The sequence below is a fragment of the Taklimakanibacter deserti genome (assembly GCA_003574785.1).
On sequence record QORU01000007.1, the window covers coordinates 324696 to 340169 of the forward strand.

The window sequence follows — 15474 nt, forward strand, 5'->3', positions numbered from 1 at the left end:
GTCAGATCAATGAGATGGACCTTCACGATCCCTTGCAAATCGGTATCGGCCCCGGCGGCGGTGCCGGATGATCCTTCTGGTATTGGATCAGGATCGGTTCGAGAGATTCTCTGGCCCAGAATTTCGGAGAGCGAATTTCTTTCAAGCAAGAGGCGTTCCAATATAATCCTCCGCTCGTCGGCAATCGGCCGGCCTTGACGGCCCCCACGACGGCTTCGATGTCCTTTGATTCAGGATAGATATAAAGCGTCGTCGGCTTATCCTTCATCATCGGCATGATCTGCCTGGCGTCCGAAGGCGACCAGCTGGTGCAGCCATTGCTGCGGCCGAAGGAATAGTCCACCAGCTTTCCGAATGGAACGTAACCGTTTTGATTCGCGTACGGACTTTTCGGGTCTTTCCGCAGGCACACTCCCCTCAGCAACACGGCCGGATGCCCCCCGATCAGACGAAGCCTCGCATTTCCCGTGTCACCTTCACCGTCAAACTGCACGAAAGAGCGATTCAAAACCGCACTTCTCCCGGATGAGGCGCGATAATAACCTTTGAAAGACGTGATCTCCTCGCGTGTCAGGTAGGCTCCCCCGGTCGTCAATTTGGAATCCAACGCATTACTGAAATTCTTCGCGCACCGGATTCCGTTCGCGAAGTTAGCGATGCCCTTCAAATGACGACCGTTGCCGTGGCCCGTTGGAACCGCGCGAAAGGTCCGGTCGGCTTCGCATATGGTGTAGAACCGTCGCCCCCAACCGCCAGGCCGCGTAGCGTCCATAGCGAAGTAGCATGGATTTTTGACCACGCCTTCGCTCACTTTCTGCAAGTAGAGCGCGCGTGCCCTCTGCAAAACCACTTGCGCGATCTGGCTTGGGCCTTCGCCGACATGGGGTCGCAGCCATTCCGGAACATCTGGGGATTGCTCCGCGGCAAAAGAGTGGGGCAAACCCAACAAGGCAATAGCCATGCCCGAGCTGACGACACCGAGGAGGAGCGACTTCAGCCGCATCGGATGATATCTCCCGCAAGGCCCCCTAAGTTGTAGATCGCTCTCGCCAAGGAAACATGGAACACATGCAAATTCAAGCCCGTCGGCGTAAGCTCGGGCGCGAACCGTCAGGCAACACATCTCCTGGAATGGAGATTCCCTTCACGCTTCAGCTCCGGGGCGATTTCGCCCCCGGGAACCGCCGGACTGAACAGGAAGCCCTGACCCTGCTGGCAGCCGAGCGCCTGCAGGAACTCAAGCTGCTCCTTCGTTTCGATGCCCTCGGCAAGCGTCACCAGGTCCAGGCTATGGCCGATATTGATGACCGCCCGGAATATTTCCGCGGACTTCCGCGCGGTCTCGACATCCTTGACGAAGGATCGGTCAATCTTGATCTTGTCGAACGGAAAACTGCCCAGATATCCCAATCCGCAATAGCCGGTGCCGAAATCGTCGAGCGCAATGGACACGCCAAGGTCCTTCAGGTCCTGCAGGATCTGCACGGTTTCGGACGTTTTTTCCAAGAGGCAGGATTCGGTGATTTCGAGCTCGAGCCGGTGGGCAGCGAGACCTGACCTCGCGAGCGCGCCAGATACGGCCTCCACGAGCTTGCCCGACTTGAACTGGGCCGGGGAAATGTTCACCGCAATTGTCAGATCTTCCCGGAGGGCGGTCGCCAAGCTGCAGGACCGTTCCAGCACCCAGGCGCCGATCGGAACGATCAGTCCGCTCGATTCCGCGACGGGGACAAAAGTCGACGGCGGTATCATGCCTTCGATCGGATGGTTCCAGCGCAGCAGAGCCTCGAAGCCGATTTCCTTAGCGGTCGCGAGGTCCACCAGAGGCTGATAGTGGACATCGAATTGATCCTCGGCCAGGGCCTGGCGCAGGTTCCGCTCCATCTCGCGGCGCACGATCGTCTGCAGCGACATATGCGGCTCATAAACCCGGCAGACGCCACGGCCATCCGACTTTGCCTTGTAGAGGGCGAGGTCGGCGTTCTTCAGCATGGTGGAAGCGTCAGTCGAAACGTCCAAACCGACGCTCAACCCAGCGCTCACCCCGACCAGGATTTCGTATTCGCGGACCTTGAGGGGATCGGCGAAAGCCTTGACCAGGTCGCTCCCAGCGGTGTGAGCGTCCGCGGGATCGGCAAGCACCGGCAGCAGCACCGCGAACTCATCGCCACCCAGGCGGCCGACAATTCCCCGGTCGCCTAAGCATTCTTCGAGCCTGTGGGCCACCGCAATGATGAGGTTGTCGCCGACATAATGTCCGAGGGTGTCATTGATGTTCTTGAAGTCGTCGATATCCACCAGAATGACCGACCAAAGGCCGGGATCCTGTGTTTTCCGCAGATGCGTGTCCTCAAGCAGCTCGAGGAACAGCCGCCGGTTGGGAAGGCCGGTCAACGCATCGTGTTCCGCCATGAACTTGATGCGGGCGTCCTGCTTGCGGCGCTCGGTAACGTCGAAGACGGAAATGATCGCCGCTTCCTTGCCGCCATATATGATGGGCCGGGCGTAGCTCGAGACCAGAATTTCCGTGCCGTCGGCCTTGTTATGGATCCAATCCTTTTCGCCGCTGTCCCGGGTAAAGTTGTTCCTGGCGTCGTCGAGCGCCCGCTGCCGTTCGTAAGCGGGCCTGATTTCCAGCGACGTCATATTCAGGAACCGGTCGCGCGCATAGCCGTAATGCTCGACAGCCGCGGCATTGACGGCAAGGAATTTCAGGCTTGATCTTTCGACGACCCACATCGGAACCGGGCTGCTCTCGAACAGCAGGCGGAAAGACTCCGCGGCGGTCCTGTCATCCGCAACATCAAGCCGACGGAGCCCTTCTCTTTCAAAGGCATCGGTCTGCTCTGTATCAGGACCAGGAATTGTCATGTCTGCGACCGGCAAACCCATCTGACGCGATTTTACTGTCTGCCATTGCAGCCGGAAGGCCAAAGAGGCGCTTAAGATGGCTTCCGCTTCGAAAAACATCGTTAATTTTGGCTGAATGCCCGATTGAGACTTTTCGGGCCGGCGACCAGATTTGAAACGGCAAGCTTCGCGGTGTATAATCCGCCCCGGTGCTCGACTTGGCTCCGAGCGCAAGGGGCGCTCGGATGCGGCTGTTCAGGAGGTCCCGTCATGGCCTCTTCACATGGCAAACCGATCGGCGCTGTCGATGACAGCCCCGCTTATGGGAATATTCAAAAGATCAGCGCGGCTGACCTCGTGGACGCATTGATCAAGGGCGTCGATGACTTCAAGGCGAAACCCAGCCACCTGGTCATCCTGGCCATTCTCTATCCGCTGGCCATGGTGGTTTCGGCCAATATCGCGGCCGGATACATACCGCTGCCGCTCGTCTTCCCGCTCCTCTCCGGATTCGCCCTGATCGGCCCCCTGGCCGCGGTCGGCCTTTATGAAATCAGCCGGCGGCGCGAACTGGGGCTCGATATCTCGTGGGGGCACGCCTTCAACGTCATGCGGCGTCCCTCCATGAACATCCTGATGCTGAGCGTCCTGCTCGGCGTGATCTACTTCGCGTGGCTCGGTGCGGCATTCGCCATCTACCGACAGATCTATGGCGACACCGTGCCGAGTTCGATCACCGAATTCCTCCGTGAGGTCCTCACCACGCCGGCCGGCTGGACGCTCATCATCGTGGGCTGCGGCGTCGGTTTCCTCTTCGCGCTGGTGGCCCTCGCCGTCAGCGCCATGTCCTTTCCGATGCTTCTCGACCGGCATGTCAGCCTGGCAACAGCGATACAAACCTCCGTTCACGCGCTTGTGGTCAATCCGATGACGATGATGCTGTGGGGCTTGATCGTCGCCGGTCTGCTCTTGATCGGGGCCGTGCCCCTCTTCGCCGGGCTCGCCGTCGTGATGCCGGTGCTCGGGCATGCGACCTGGCATCTGTATCGCAAGGTTGTCCAGCACTGACGCGGCCCAAGCCCAATGAGCAGCTCAACGTGCCAGCATGTGATCCGCCAGGCTGTAGCAATGGCTCGCCTGGTAGGCATTCCGGCCGCGGTTCATGTGGGTCAGGTTGAAAGCCCGGATGGCGCGCAGCGCGCGGCGGCTCTTGAGGAACTTGCCGATCGAGGCGAAGCCGCGGACCTTGATGCCGAAAATGTCCTCGCCGCGCGGGAAGATGAAACCGACGTCCTCCGGCGTCGTGACGCAACGCTCGAGGAGGGATTCGTCCACCCGGTCCTCTTCGAGTGAATGGTCGATGGTGAAATCCGAAAGATGCACCAGGAACAGCGCACGGATGCCGTCGCCTTCCGCATAAAGCGAAAAAAACTCCATCCAGCTCGCATTCACACGGACGAGCGCCTTGCCCGGAGTCGACGGCAGGCAGGAGACCGACCAATAGTGCCGCTCGGTCCGGCGCGGGATCGGGATGCAGTCGCGGCCATAGCGCCGGAGAATCTCCAGGACCTCTTGCGCCTGCGGCCGGCGCAGCAGCTTCTCATAGCGCGCGACATATTTGAGACGCAGCTCGAGGGATTCCAAGCGCTCGTCAGCGTCGCGCAGGACCGTCTTGCCCTGCAACCAATTGCGCTGCTGCTCGAGATCCAGGAATCGGCGCAGACCAGTAGCGCTGCGGCGAGGAGCGGAAGTCATGTCAATCATCGTATGAGAGTCCACGCTGCGCTTCCGCCAAGGCCTGAGGCTCGACCAAGAGGCCTTGCCGTTCATAGCGGCGCCGGCTTCTGCTGAAACGCACCACCACGGCGTGTCTTGGGCTTTTCGCCTTCGCTCGGCGCGTGAGCAGCGCATCCCCGGCCGGCAGATATTCAAGATCGCCGAGGCCCGCACATGTGAGGCACGCCGGACCAGGATTTTCCATGATAAGAAGACCGCCGGTGCCGCCGCACCGGTGACACGTCCACGAATCATGAAGCGGCGCGATCACGACCAGCTCGGGCGCACGGCTCGCCTTCTCGGCCAAGCGCTCCCGCTTGTTCTCGGTAAGCTCGCGCGATATCCAATGCGTGCGATACAGCTGCTCGATCGTCGGGTTTCCACTCTTGCTGAAGCGCAGCGTTTGCCGAGACGGCGTTTGCGCGACATAGTGGGTCTCACGTGGGATCAATCCTTTCGCGCCGGCCCAGGACCGGAACAGCTTCATGGCCTCGGAAATGCGCGCCAGATTGGTCCGCACCGCCCCCTCGAGACAATCGAGCTGTCCCTGCCGCCAGCGTTTGACCGTCCCCGGATCGAGCCATCCGATCCCGACCAGCACATCGATGGAACTCACATGTTTCCGGGCCGCGAGCGCTTCCTCCGCAGCTTTGGTCACGCGATCGTGGAGCTTCTTGCGATTGTGCGGCTGCATGATGTCGTCGTTCACGTCAGACGCGCATTACTGTAATCGGAGATTATCTCCAACTCAATGAGGCGGGGCATCTCCGTAGATCGGCACGGCTTGTGCTCGGTTCGGCTCTCCTGAATCAACCCCACTGGCGCAGATTTAGGAAATACCGCGTATGCCGCAACTCACCTGTCCGCGTCAGCGCGCCCTTCTCGGCCAGATCATGCAAATCGCGGGTGGCGGTGGCGCGTGAAGTTTTGGTGATGCTGATATAGTTCTCAGCACTCAGCCCGCCTTCGAAGGCGTCGGTGCCTGCCGCGAAGAGGCGGGCGACGACCTTGTCCTGGCGCGCGTTCAGCTTGCCGCGGAAGCGCTCGTAGAATTTCGCCTTGGCGAGGAAGAAGTCCATACGCCTGATGGTGTTGCGCTGGGCCTCGAGGATCGTCTCGGCGAAGTATGAGAGCCAGGCGGTGATCTCCAGCTCCTTGTTGTTACGCTCGAGTGCTGCGTAATAGCCCTTGCGTTTACGCTCGATGGTCCAAGCAAGCGCGATCAGGCTCGGGCGATCGAGCGACTGCGCCAGCGCCTTCTCGGCCAGAGCGCGGCCGATGCGCCCATTGCCGTCCTCAAAGGGATGAATGGATTCGAAATACAAATGCGCGATCCCGGTGCGGGTCAGCGCCGCCAGCGGGCGCTTGCCGCCCGGTGCAGTGGCATTGAACCAGGCATTGAACCGCTTCATCTCGGCGCGCAGCCGGGACGAAGGCGGCGCTTCGAAATGAATCTTGCGCCGGTAATCGGGGCCTGAGACGACCTGCATCGCCTCGGCATGCCTGCGATAGCCCCCGACGACCCTCACCGTCCTATCGCCGCTCAAGACCATCCTGTGCCAGGCGAACATCGTGGCGTCGTCGAGCGGCTGCGCGAAGTTGTGATAGAGATCCGCCATCATCTCGGCGATGCCGCGTTCGGCGGCCTTCACCCGAAGCGATGTGGAGCCGAGACCGAACTGGTGGCGCAGCGATGATTGCACGCTGTCACGATCGAGGATCTCGCCCTCGATCTCGGACGTCTTGACGGCCTCATCGCTGATGAGTTCGATCCTGAGAACGTCCTGATCATCCGCGCCGATATGTCTCTGGATGCCGACAAGCTCCCCCGATTGTACCAGAAACCGCTCCTCCAGAGCCTGCAATGCCTTGGACTCATGTGTAAAATCTGGCCAGTCCAGCCGCTCCCAGTTCCAGGTCATGAGCCACAGCCATCCTTTCTATAGCTCACAATACCGTATAAATTGAGCTATAGAAATCCCTCCCATAACTCATGAACTCTCTACGGGCCCCAGGCGCCGATATCGCCAATGATGTCTAGACGACCTGGCAAGCCTGGCTCAACAAACGGTTTCTGCTGCAGGAAGCGTGACGGTTTTCGAAGCCCACAACTGGTCAGAGCCAGAAGCGTGAAGCCGTCGACTTGAAATGCGCTCGCCAGGTCCGCGACGTCGCCTGCCGTCAGCCTTGACGGCATTGCTCAACCGGCGGCGTTATAAGCCCCGGCTTCCTCGAGAAGCCATTTTCGAAAAAGCATGATCGCCGGCTTCTTCTTCTGCGCGGATTTGGAGGTCAGCACATATTGCGCCTCTTCGATATCCACGCCTTCAGCGATCGGCACCGCGAGATCGTCGCTCTCGAACACCGAGCGCGCATAGTATTTCTGGACCAGGCACGGACCAAATCCGGCGCGCGTCAAATCGATAGCGGAAATCGAGTTGTCCGTCGTGACATTGACCTTGATCAAATCCTCGGACACGCCGAATTTCCGGGCAAAGGCGACCCAGCGGTTCTCGCTTCCCATGACATGAACGACACCCTTGCGAATGAGGGCTTCGATCATTGTCCTGTCGTCGGCCTGCGGCACGACCGCCACGGCATCGCGCCGGGCAATCATGATCGATTGGGCTTTCAACAGCAGGGTCACGTCGAATCCCGGCCAATTCCCGGTGCCGAATTGAATGTCGACGTCGGTCGCGACGCCAGGGCCGATCCAGCCGCCGGCGAGAAGGCGCAACCTTATGTCGGGAAATGCCGCGTAGAAGCGGTGCAAGCGCGGCGCGAGCCAGGAACCCGTCAGCGTTATCGGCGCACGCAGGGTAATCTGGGCCTCGCGCTCGCCACCGAAGAGGCTCACCGTCGATATGAGAAGATCGTCGAGCGCCTTGGTCACACTGGGAAGATACGCTTGTCCGATCTCCGTCAGCTCGACCCGGCGCGCCAGCCGCTCAAAAAGCTTGAAACCCAATTCACCCTCGAGCGAACGGATCTGATGGCTGACGGCGGCGGGCGTCAGGCCCAATTCGGCTGCCGCTGCAGAAAAATTGCGGTGACGCGCCGCCGTCTCATAGGTCCGCAACCACTGCAACGGCAGGTGGGAGCGCATCATGAGAAAACTTCCTTCAAACAAAACGTCATCTTATACAGTTAACCCTTTGTTTGACTTACAACAAGCAAAACTGGAAACCGGTTGCCGAGCCACACCGCCTCGGCTCATAGGGAGTAGCTCATGAAGATCACCGACGTAAAAACCTGGGTGGTGGGCAATCCGCCGCCCGGCATCGGCGGCAAGTATTTCATCTTCGTCAAGCTGACGACCGACGCCAACGTCGTCGGCTATGGCGAAGCCTATACCGCCACCTTCTCCGCCCATCTCACCGCCAGAATGATCGAGGACATGGCCCTGCGCTATTTCATCGGCCATGATCCGCATGACATCGAGAACTTCTTCCGCCGCTGCTACTCCTCGGGCTTCACCCAGCGGCCGGACGTTTCCGCCATGGGCTGCTTCTCGGCACTGGAAATGGCCTGCTGGGACATCATCGGCAAGGAAGCCGGAAAGCCGGTCTACAAGCTCTTGGGCGGACAAGTGCATGAGCGATTGCGCTCCTACACTTACCTCTATCCGCATTCCGGTTCGGTGCATTCCGAAGATGCCGTCGGGAAGAACGTCTATAACGACCCCGACCTCGCCGCCGAATGCGCCGCCCTCTATGTCGCGCAGGGCTTCACCGCCGTGAAGCTCGATCCGGCCGGCCCCTACACGGCCTTCGATGGCCATCAGCCACGCCTTATCGACATCGACCTCTCGGCCCGTATGCTGAAGGCGATCCGCGAAGCGGTCGGCAAGAAGGCCGACATATTGTTCGGCACGCATGGCCAGTTCACCGCTTCCGGCGCGCTGCGCATGGCGCATGCGATCGAGCCCTATGACCCGCTCTGGTTCGAGGAGCCCGTGCCGCCGGACATGCCCGAGGTCATGGCCGAAGTCGCGCATGGGACGCGCATCCCCATCGCCACCGGCGAGCGGTTGACGACCAGATTCGAATTCGCCCGCGTCATCGAGACTCGCGCCGCCACCATCCTGCAGCCGAATCTCGGCCGATCGGGCGGACTCCTCGAGACCAAGAAGATCGCCGCCATGGCCGAGGCCTGGCATATCCAGGTGGCGCCGCACTGCTATTGCGGGCCGATCGTCGGCGCCGCCAACATCCAGCTCGCGGTGACGCTGCCCAACTTCCTCATCCTGGAATCGCTCAAGCAGTGGGACGGCTTTCACGCCAAGCTCTTGAAGAAGAAGATCGAGTGGCAAGACGGCTGGGTCATACCGTCGAAGGAGCCGGGGCTGGGCGTCGAGCTGGACGAAGCGGTGTGCGAGGCCCATCCCTATGACGGCCCACATCTGCATCTCCAGATGGCGCAGGAGCCCTTGATGCCGTGAGCGAGATCAAGGAGGAACGATCATCCCGGCTTTCGGCCAGACCGTTTCAGCGATGAACAAGCGCGTGCAGAAGCCCGATGCGGTCACCCAGCTGTGGAACCTGGACGGCCTGCGCTTCGTCGAGCGCTGGTGGCTGGCTTAAGCTTCAGGTTGAGTCGCCATCACGTTATTTTTGCTTGAGCGTGAGGGTCGGCGCTCGGCGGCAGGGGAAGCACATTCATGCACTATGGCTATATCGGCCTCGGCAATCTCGGCGGGCATCTGGCGGCGAGCCTGCTCGGCGCGGGCTTCAAGGTCACGGTCCACGACAAGGACCGCGCCGCGGCGAAACGGCTCCTCGCGCTGGGCGCGGCCTGGGCCGATACGCCGGAAGCCCTGGCCCAAGCGTGCGATGCCGTTGTGACCTGCCTGCCCTCGCCCAAGGTCTCCGAGCTCGTTCTCGGCCAGATGCTCAAGACCCTGCGGCCGGGCACGACCTGGATCGAAATGTCGACGCTCGGTCGCGACGAGATCCTGAGGCTCGCCGCGAGCGCCGCCGAGAAAGGTGTCAGAACGATGGAGCTGCCGGTGACCGGCGGCGTCCATCTCGCGGCGCGCGGCCAGATCACCATGCTGGCCGGAGGCGACAAGGACCTGTTCGATCGGCACCGGCCGGCGCTTGAAGCGATGGGCGACAAGATCTTCCATATGGGCCCGCTCGGCAGCGCCGCGGTGATCAAGGTCATCACCAACATGCTGGCTTTCATCCATCTCGTCGCCGACGGCGAGGCGCTCATGCTGGCGAAGCGCGGCGGGCTCGACCTCGGCCAGGCCTGGGCCGCCATCAAGGCGAGCTCCGGCACCAGCTTCGTCCACGAAACCGAGGGCCAGCTCATCCTGAACGGCAGCTACGACATTGCCTTCACCATGGATCTCGCGCTGAAAGACCTCGGCTTTGCCATGAATTTCGGCCGCGAATTCGAGGTGCCGCTCGATCTCGCGACCCTCACTCATCAAACCTTCGTCAAGGGCAAGGCCGCCTATGGCGGCGACGCACAATCCACACAGATCGTCAAGCTGCTCGAGGACGCTCTCGGCACCGATCTCAGGGCGCCCGGCTTCCCCGCCCGCCTCGAGTGAGCGTGGCGTGAGACGATCCGTTCCAAAGCCACACGCTTCAGACAAGACTCCTCAGGTCCAGCGATGGATCGGCCATCTTGGCCGGCTCGATCCTTCGGCCTTCGGCGCTCGTCAGCGTCGCGCGGAACCGTCTTGCCCTGCATCCAATCGCGCTGCTGCTCGAGATCCAGGAATCGGCGCAGACCGGTCGTGCTCCGGCGAGGAGTGGCATTCACGTCAGTCATCGTGTACGAGCCCGCGCTGCGCTTCCGCGAAGGCCAGAGGCTCGACCAGCAGGCCTTGCCGTTCATAGCGGCGCCGGCTTTTGCTGAAGCGCACCACCACGGCGTGTCTTGGGCTTTTCGCCTTCGCTCGGCGCGTGAGCAGCGCATCCCCCGCAGGCAAAAATTCAAGATCGCCGAGGCCCGCACATGTGAGGCATGCCGGGCCAGGATTTTCCATGATGAGAAGACCACCGGTGCCACCGCACCGGTGACACGTCCACGAATCATGCAGCGGTCGGACCACGATCAGCTCGGGCGCACGACTCACCTTTTCGGCCAAGCGCTCCCGCTTGCTCTCGGTAAGCTCGTGCGATATCCAATGCGTGCGATACAGCTGCTCGATCGTCGGGTTTCCGCTCTTACTGAAGCGCAGCGTTGGCCGAGACGGCGTCTGCGCGACATAGTGGGTCTCACGCGGGATCAATCCTTTCGCGCCGGCCCAGGACCGAAACAGTTTCGGGGCCTCGGAAATGCGCGGCAGATTGGTCTGCACCGCCCCCTCGAGACAGTCGAGCTGCCCCTGTCGCCAGCGTTTGACCGTCCCGGGATCAAGCCATCCGATCCCGACCAGCACATCGATGGAATTCACATATTTCCGGGCCGCGAGCGCTGCCTCGGCGGCTTTGGTCACGCGATCGTGGAGCTTTTTGCGATTGTGCGGCTGCATGATGTTGTCGCCGGCGTCAGGCGCTCATTACGGTAATCGGAGATCATCTCCAACTCAATGAGCCGACAAGAGGCAAGGTGTTCCCGCGGATCGGCCCGCCTTGTGCTCCGTCGAGACGACCGGGCAAGAAGGGCTCAATGAACGGTTACCGCCTCAGAAAGCGTCGACGGCAGAGGCGAGTAAGCCAGAGTGCCGGGAATTACTCCCCATTGCTCCAAACTTCTGAAAGCATAGGCAAAATTTAACCAAAGGGGCTGGAAATCGGGCCCCCGGGTGGGGCCTCGAGCGATGGCCCGTTGACCGCATTTGGACGCTTTGTGTATTTGAAAGCGTCTCCAGCAGACATCGAGAGGATAATGGATATGGCGATTATTCCAGACCCGGCCGCGTTCAAGAAGAGCCTCGCTTCCCTCCCGGTGAAGACTTTCGAGCCCGGGGAAACCGTGTTGGCTGCGGGATCGAAGACGGGGCAATTGTTCATTCTTCGCCAGGGCGTCGTCGAAGTCGTCAGAGACGGCTTGCAGATCGCCGTCGTCTCCGAGCCCGGCGCGGTGTTCGGCGAGCTCTCCGTGATATTGGACAAGCCGCATACCGCCGACGTGCGCGCCGTGGAGCGCTCCGAATTCCATGTCGCCAAGGCTTCCTCGCTGCTCGCCGAGAACGCCGCGGCCTTGCTCTATGTGTCGGCGCTGCTGGCCCAGCGTCTCGACACCGCCAATGAAGTCATCGTCGAGATCAAGGCGGAACTGGGCGAGGGCAAGCGCCCCGGGGTGATCAGCAAGGCGCTGGAGAAGCTGGAAAAGCTCCTGGGCCCGAACGGCGCCAATAATTCAGAGTTCTATTATTACTATCCGATGTATTGAGCCCATCACCTGGATTTCAAGCCGCCGCCGCTCAGCGCAAGCGCGGCTTGGCTATGCCGGCGGACTGGCAAAGCACATCGACCATGGCGGAGAAGTCCTTGCCGCCGGAGCCGCTGGCGCGGGCGAAACTGAACGCCTCGCGCGCCGCCGCCGCCATGGGCATGGGCACCCTGGCCTCGTTCGCCGCATCCATCACCAGGCTCAGATCCTTATGCGCAAGGTCGATGGTAAAACCGGGCGACGTGTCGTCCTTGAGCACCTTGCCCGGCCAGTTGATCTTGAGCTGGCCATTGAAGGCCGTGGTGCCGTAGAGCACGTCCAATGTCGTGGAGAGATCGAGCCCCAAACGCTGCGACAGAGCGAGCGCCTCGGCATTCATCTGGCAGGAGGAAATGGCCAGGTAGTTGTTCACGAGCTTGGTCCGGGTGCCGCTGCCGGCCGGCCCACAGTGAAATATCGTATTCCCCATGGCCTCCAGCATCGGCTTCACGCGCACGAAGTCCTGCGGTGCAGCACCTACCATGAAGAGCGACTCGCCTTTGTCGGCATGACTTGCGAGCCGGCCCACAGGCGCGTCGACGAAAGCCACACCCTTGTCGGCGGCGCGCGCCGCCAGCCTGTCGGTGGTCTTGGGATCGATCGTGCTCATATCCATGATCAGGCTGCCGGAAGCGGCGTGAGACAAGACCCCGTCGGGGCCGAGCACGACAGAATCGACGGTTTTCGGATCCGGCAGCATGGTCACGATCGCCGTGCTCGACGCCGCGACCTCGGCCACGTCCTGTGCAGGCCTGGCCTGAAGCGCCGCGAGCTCGGCGACAGCGGTTGGGTTGACGTCGTAAGCAATGACCCTGAAGCCTTTGCGGCACAGGTTGGATGCCATCGGCCTTCCCATTCTGCCGAGACCAATGAATCCGATCGTTTCCATATGCGCCATCCTCCCATCCCGCCGGTTCTGACCGCCGGACACGCTACGAAGTTCCGAACTGTTCAGCAAGATTTCACATGGCATTCGCGAATCGTATAGAAGACGTTACGGAATAGCCGCGACCATCCTGGCCAATTCCCCGCTTCCGATCATGGTCCCCATGCGATCAAAAGCTCACAAGAGCGAAGGATGAAACAGAAACCTGCCGAGCGCACCGCGGCACTGAAGCAGTTCGCCGTCAATGAATGGTTCCTGGCGGTGAGCATCGGCACCGGCGTGCTGTTCGCCCTGTTCGGCGCGCGCCTCTTCCATGGCCTCGATGAGCCGTTCTGGCTGGCCGGTATTTTCATTTTCCTCTTCGCGGTCATCATGGGGTCGGTGCTTTGCGCGGTCCGCCATGCGGATGGGCTGGCGGAGCAGCTGGGCGAGCCTTACGGCACCCTCGTGCTCACAATATCCATTACCTCGATCGAGGTGATGAGCATCGCGACGATCATGCTGGAAGGCGCCAACAATCCAACGCTTGTGCGCGACACCTTGTTCGCGGTCGTCATGATCATTCTCGGCGGAATGGTCGGCCTGTCGCTGCTCCTCGGCGCGCTGCGCCACAATGAGCAATCCCACAATCTGCAAGGGGCCAATGCCTATCTGGGCGTGATCGTGCCGCTCGCCGTGCTCAGCCTGGTCATGCCGAATTACACCGTGACCACGCCTGGGCCGCTGCTGTCAGACCTGCAGGAGATCGGGCTCGCGGTGCTGTCCATCGGGCTCTACGGGGTTTTTCTGGCGCTGCAGACCGGCCGGCATCGCGGCTATTTTACTCTGGGCGAGGAAAAGGAGCCCAAGCATCCGCATTCGTCAGAGGCAAAGACCTCTGTACTGCAGAGCGCGCTGCTCCTCATTGCCTACCTGATCTCGATCGTGTTCCTGGTCCACGAACTCGCGGTGCCCATCAATTACACGATTGAGACACTGGCCGCGCCGGTTGCTCTCGGCGGTCTCATCCTGGCGGTGCTGGTGGCCACGCCGGAAGCGATCGGCGCCATCAAAGCCGCGCTGGAAAACCGCTTGCAGCGCTCGGTCAACATCTTCCTCGGCTCCGTGCTGTCCACGATCGGGCTGACCGTGCCGACCATGCTCGCCATCAGCTGGCTGACCGGGCACCCCATCATACTGGGTGTCGAGAACACCGACCTCGTGCTGTTGCTGCTGACACTCGCCGTCAGCGTCATCACTTTTTCGAGCGGACGCACCAATCTCCTTCAGGGCGCCGTGCATGTGGTGCTTTTCCTGGCCTTCCTGCTGCTGATCGTCCAAGACTGAATTGCCCAGTTCGTGGACCTACCCATTTATTCCGTTGGGGCTGATCTTCATGGCCTGCGTGCTGGTCTTCCGCCGCGGTATTGTCGGCGAGATCCATGCGTGGCTGGCCCGCCGTCAGAAATCCAATGGCCGCTCGTAGCTTCGGACACGTCTCTGGTATTTTCGAAGGCAAAAGGAACCGTATCCAGGGCGATCAGGATCCGCTCAACATCGGCGAGATATCTGTCATGGAGCTTCTGATATATGCGGAGGCGATTTTCCGCCTCGGTGATTTCCGCCCCGGCCGCGAAGAGCGACGCCACCTCCAGTCTTTGGTGGTCGATCTGGTCCTGGCCGAGCTTGGCCCTTCGTTTGGCGACTTCGAGTCGCGCCAATAATATGGTCTGTTCCATGGCGACCTCCCGCCTTGGAATGGAATGAGAGACGAGACGCGAACGCGGGCTTGGACGAAAAGTTCCTAGGCGGGTGGCTTGCGCCCGGTCGTCGCCGTGAAAGCGATGGTCGTGGTCCAGTAGTCCGGATCGCGCGCCAGCTCGTAGAACTCGTCCAGCGCCGCATCCGGAACGCCGCCTTCGCTCTTCAACTGGCCGGCAACCTCGCGCAGCCCATAATCCCACCACTGCGCGAAGGCCGAGCCGCCATTGTAGAGAATGGCATGGCCTTCCGCGCCAATGCCGGTCAGGCCTTCCTCTTGCAGCCAGGCGGGAACTTTCCGGCCGACATAAAAGTCGATCTGGTGACTGGCGCCCCAGCGGACGAAGGCCTCCCAAAGCTTGTTCTGGGATGGCGGCTCCACCGTCCAGGTTGGATAGAAGTCGGGCTCCTGCACGAACAGCCAGCCGCCCGGCTTCAACCAGCGCACCATGCGCGTAACGGCGTTCCGGCGCTCCGGCAAATGATGCAGCAGCGCCCGCACGGCGATCAGATCGAAGGGGGCGCCCGGCGGCTCGTCGCGCACGACGTCGAAGGCTTGCACCGTGAGATTGGGACCGGCGACGTCCTGCATGAGATCGGGGCGAAGGTCGGTCGCGAGGACGTGTCCGGTTCGCCCCACCTGCTCTGCCAGCCACTCGGACAGCGAGCCGTTGCCGGCCCCGATCTCGAGACACTGCCAGCCTTCCGTGACACCCGTGCGTGAGAGATGAAAGCGGCTCGACGGATCGAGCAGCCGCGACATCAGCCGCAGGCGCTCCGCCTCGCCCTTGAGATCGTGTTGCCAGACATAGCCGGACATGACCGCCTCC

15 protein-coding genes are annotated in these 15474 nt (G+C 61.4%); 5 read left to right on the plus strand and 10 right to left on the minus strand.

The genetic code is table 11. The features are described 5' to 3' along the window. Positions 1-22 precede the first annotated feature (22 nt). A complete protein-coding gene (locus DS839_RS16910) occupies positions 23-1003 on the minus strand; it encodes a hypothetical protein (RefSeq protein ID WP_119271612.1) in 981 nt (326 codons plus the stop codon). Between the two features lie 107 nt (positions 1004-1110). Beyond that, positions 1111-2970: a putative bifunctional diguanylate cyclase/phosphodiesterase gene (locus tag DS839_RS16915; protein WP_119271613.1), complete on the minus strand. Its 1860-nt coding sequence runs from the start codon at positions 2968-2970 to the stop codon at positions 1111-1113. A 150-nt stretch (positions 2971-3120) separates the two neighbouring features. Between DS839_RS16915 and DS839_RS16920 the strand changes: the two genes are divergently transcribed. Beyond that, positions 3121-3918, plus strand: a complete 798-nt coding sequence (locus DS839_RS16920; protein WP_119271614.1) for a DUF2189 domain-containing protein — start codon at positions 3121-3123, stop codon at positions 3916-3918. A 24-nt stretch (positions 3919-3942) separates the two neighbouring features. Here the strand turns inward: DS839_RS16920 and DS839_RS16925 are convergent, their stop codons facing one another. From DS839_RS16925 to DS839_RS16940, 4 genes are all read right to left on the minus strand, one after another. Continuing rightward, complete coding sequence (locus tag DS839_RS16925) at positions 3943-4614, minus strand: hypothetical protein (RefSeq protein ID WP_438816525.1); 672 nt, start codon at positions 4612-4614, stop codon at positions 3943-3945. Continuing rightward, positions 4607-5335, minus strand: a complete 729-nt coding sequence (locus DS839_RS16930; RefSeq protein ID WP_368911693.1) for a hypothetical protein — start codon at positions 5333-5335, stop codon at positions 4607-4609. The genes DS839_RS16925 and DS839_RS16930 overlap by 8 nt, the downstream gene beginning before the upstream one ends. A gap of 100 nt (positions 5336-5435) precedes the next feature. Then, complete coding sequence (locus DS839_RS16935) at positions 5436-6548, minus strand: Fic family protein (RefSeq protein ID WP_119271616.1); 1113 nt, start codon at positions 6546-6548, stop codon at positions 5436-5438. A 278-nt stretch (positions 6549-6826) separates the two neighbouring features. Next, positions 6827-7735 (minus strand): LysR family transcriptional regulator, encoded by a 909-nt coding sequence (locus DS839_RS16940; RefSeq protein WP_119271617.1) that lies wholly within the window; start codon positions 7733-7735, stop codon positions 6827-6829. A gap of 120 nt (positions 7736-7855) precedes the next feature. Between DS839_RS16940 and DS839_RS16945 the strand changes: the two genes are divergently transcribed. Next, positions 7856-9067: a mandelate racemase/muconate lactonizing enzyme family protein gene (locus tag DS839_RS16945; RefSeq protein WP_119271618.1), complete on the plus strand. Its 1212-nt coding sequence runs from the start codon at positions 7856-7858 to the stop codon at positions 9065-9067. A 219-nt stretch (positions 9068-9286) separates the two neighbouring features. Then, entirely contained in the window at positions 9287-10186 is a 900-nt protein-coding gene (locus DS839_RS16950) for an NAD(P)-dependent oxidoreductase (protein WP_119271619.1), read from the plus strand. 216 nt (positions 10187-10402) lie between these two features. On the opposite strand, the gene DS839_RS16960 is transcribed toward DS839_RS16950, so the two are convergent. Next, positions 10403-11116: a hypothetical protein gene (locus DS839_RS16960; protein WP_119271621.1), complete on the minus strand. Its 714-nt coding sequence runs from the start codon at positions 11114-11116 to the stop codon at positions 10403-10405. Between the two features lie 362 nt (positions 11117-11478). Between DS839_RS16960 and DS839_RS16965 the strand changes: the two genes are divergently transcribed. Next, positions 11479-11979, plus strand: coding sequence for a cyclic nucleotide-binding domain-containing protein (locus DS839_RS16965; protein WP_162918605.1), 501 nt, complete (start codon positions 11479-11481; stop codon positions 11977-11979). A 31-nt stretch (positions 11980-12010) separates the two neighbouring features. Here the strand turns inward: DS839_RS16965 and DS839_RS16970 are convergent, their stop codons facing one another. Then, positions 12011-12991, minus strand: coding sequence for an NAD(P)-dependent oxidoreductase (locus tag DS839_RS16970; RefSeq protein WP_119271623.1), 981 nt, complete (start codon positions 12989-12991; stop codon positions 12011-12013). Positions 12992-13096: 105 nt separating this feature from the next. Here DS839_RS16970 and DS839_RS16975 point away from each other — a divergent pair, with 105 nt between their 5' ends. After that, positions 13097-14230, plus strand: coding sequence for a calcium:cation antiporter (locus DS839_RS16975; protein ID WP_119271624.1), 1134 nt, complete (start codon positions 13097-13099; stop codon positions 14228-14230). A gap of 47 nt (positions 14231-14277) precedes the next feature. On the opposite strand, the gene DS839_RS36535 is transcribed toward DS839_RS16975, so the two are convergent. Both DS839_RS36535 and DS839_RS16985 read right to left on the minus strand, forming a co-directional pair. After that, positions 14278-14622 (minus strand): hypothetical protein, encoded by a 345-nt coding sequence (locus DS839_RS36535; protein WP_162918544.1) that lies wholly within the window; start codon positions 14620-14622, stop codon positions 14278-14280. Between the two features lie 65 nt (positions 14623-14687). After that, a complete protein-coding gene (locus tag DS839_RS16985; RefSeq protein WP_162918606.1) occupies positions 14688-15464 on the minus strand; it encodes a class I SAM-dependent methyltransferase in 777 nt (258 codons plus the stop codon). Positions 15465-15474: the final 10 nt, after the last annotated feature.

What these genes read in the sequence shown, in the direction of transcription:
- DS839_RS16910 (WP_119271612.1), bottom strand. Translation starts at nt 1,003, where the DNA reads ATGCGGCTGAAGTCGCTCCTCCTCGGTGTCGTCAGCTCGGGCATGGCT.
- DS839_RS16940 (WP_119271617.1), bottom strand. Translation starts at nt 7,735, where the DNA reads ATGATGCGCTCCCACCTGCCGTTGCAGTGGTTGCGGACCTATGAGACG.
- DS839_RS16960 (WP_119271621.1), bottom strand. Translation starts at nt 11,116, where the DNA reads ATGCAGCCGCACAATCGCAAAAAGCTCCACGATCGCGTGACCAAAGCC.
- DS839_RS16915 (WP_119271613.1), bottom strand. Translation starts at nt 2,970, where the DNA reads ATGTTTTTCGAAGCGGAAGCCATCTTAAGCGCCTCTTTGGCCTTCCGG.
- DS839_RS16935 (WP_119271616.1), bottom strand. Translation starts at nt 6,548, where the DNA reads ATGACCTGGAACTGGGAGCGGCTGGACTGGCCAGATTTTACACATGAG.
- DS839_RS16920 (WP_119271614.1), top strand. Translation starts at nt 3,121, where the DNA reads ATGGCCTCTTCACATGGCAAACCGATCGGCGCTGTCGATGACAGCCCC.
- DS839_RS16970 (WP_119271623.1), bottom strand. Translation starts at nt 12,991, where the DNA reads ATGCCATGTGAAATCTTGCTGAACAGTTCGGAACTTCGTAGCGTGTCC.
- DS839_RS16985 (WP_162918606.1), bottom strand. Translation starts at nt 15,464, where the DNA reads ATGTCCGGCTATGTCTGGCAACACGATCTCAAGGGCGAGGCGGAGCGC.
- DS839_RS16965 (WP_162918605.1), top strand. Translation starts at nt 11,479, where the DNA reads ATGGCGATTATTCCAGACCCGGCCGCGTTCAAGAAGAGCCTCGCTTCC.
- DS839_RS16950 (WP_119271619.1), top strand. Translation starts at nt 9,287, where the DNA reads ATGCACTATGGCTATATCGGCCTCGGCAATCTCGGCGGGCATCTGGCG.
- DS839_RS16975 (WP_119271624.1), top strand. Translation starts at nt 13,097, where the DNA reads ATGAAACAGAAACCTGCCGAGCGCACCGCGGCACTGAAGCAGTTCGCC.
- DS839_RS36535 (WP_162918544.1), bottom strand. Translation starts at nt 14,622, where the DNA reads ATGGAACAGACCATATTATTGGCGCGACTCGAAGTCGCCAAACGAAGG.
- DS839_RS16925 (WP_438816525.1), bottom strand. Translation starts at nt 4,614, where the DNA reads ATGATTGACATGACTTCCGCTCCTCGCCGCAGCGCTACTGGTCTGCGC.
- DS839_RS16945 (WP_119271618.1), top strand. Translation starts at nt 7,856, where the DNA reads ATGAAGATCACCGACGTAAAAACCTGGGTGGTGGGCAATCCGCCGCCC.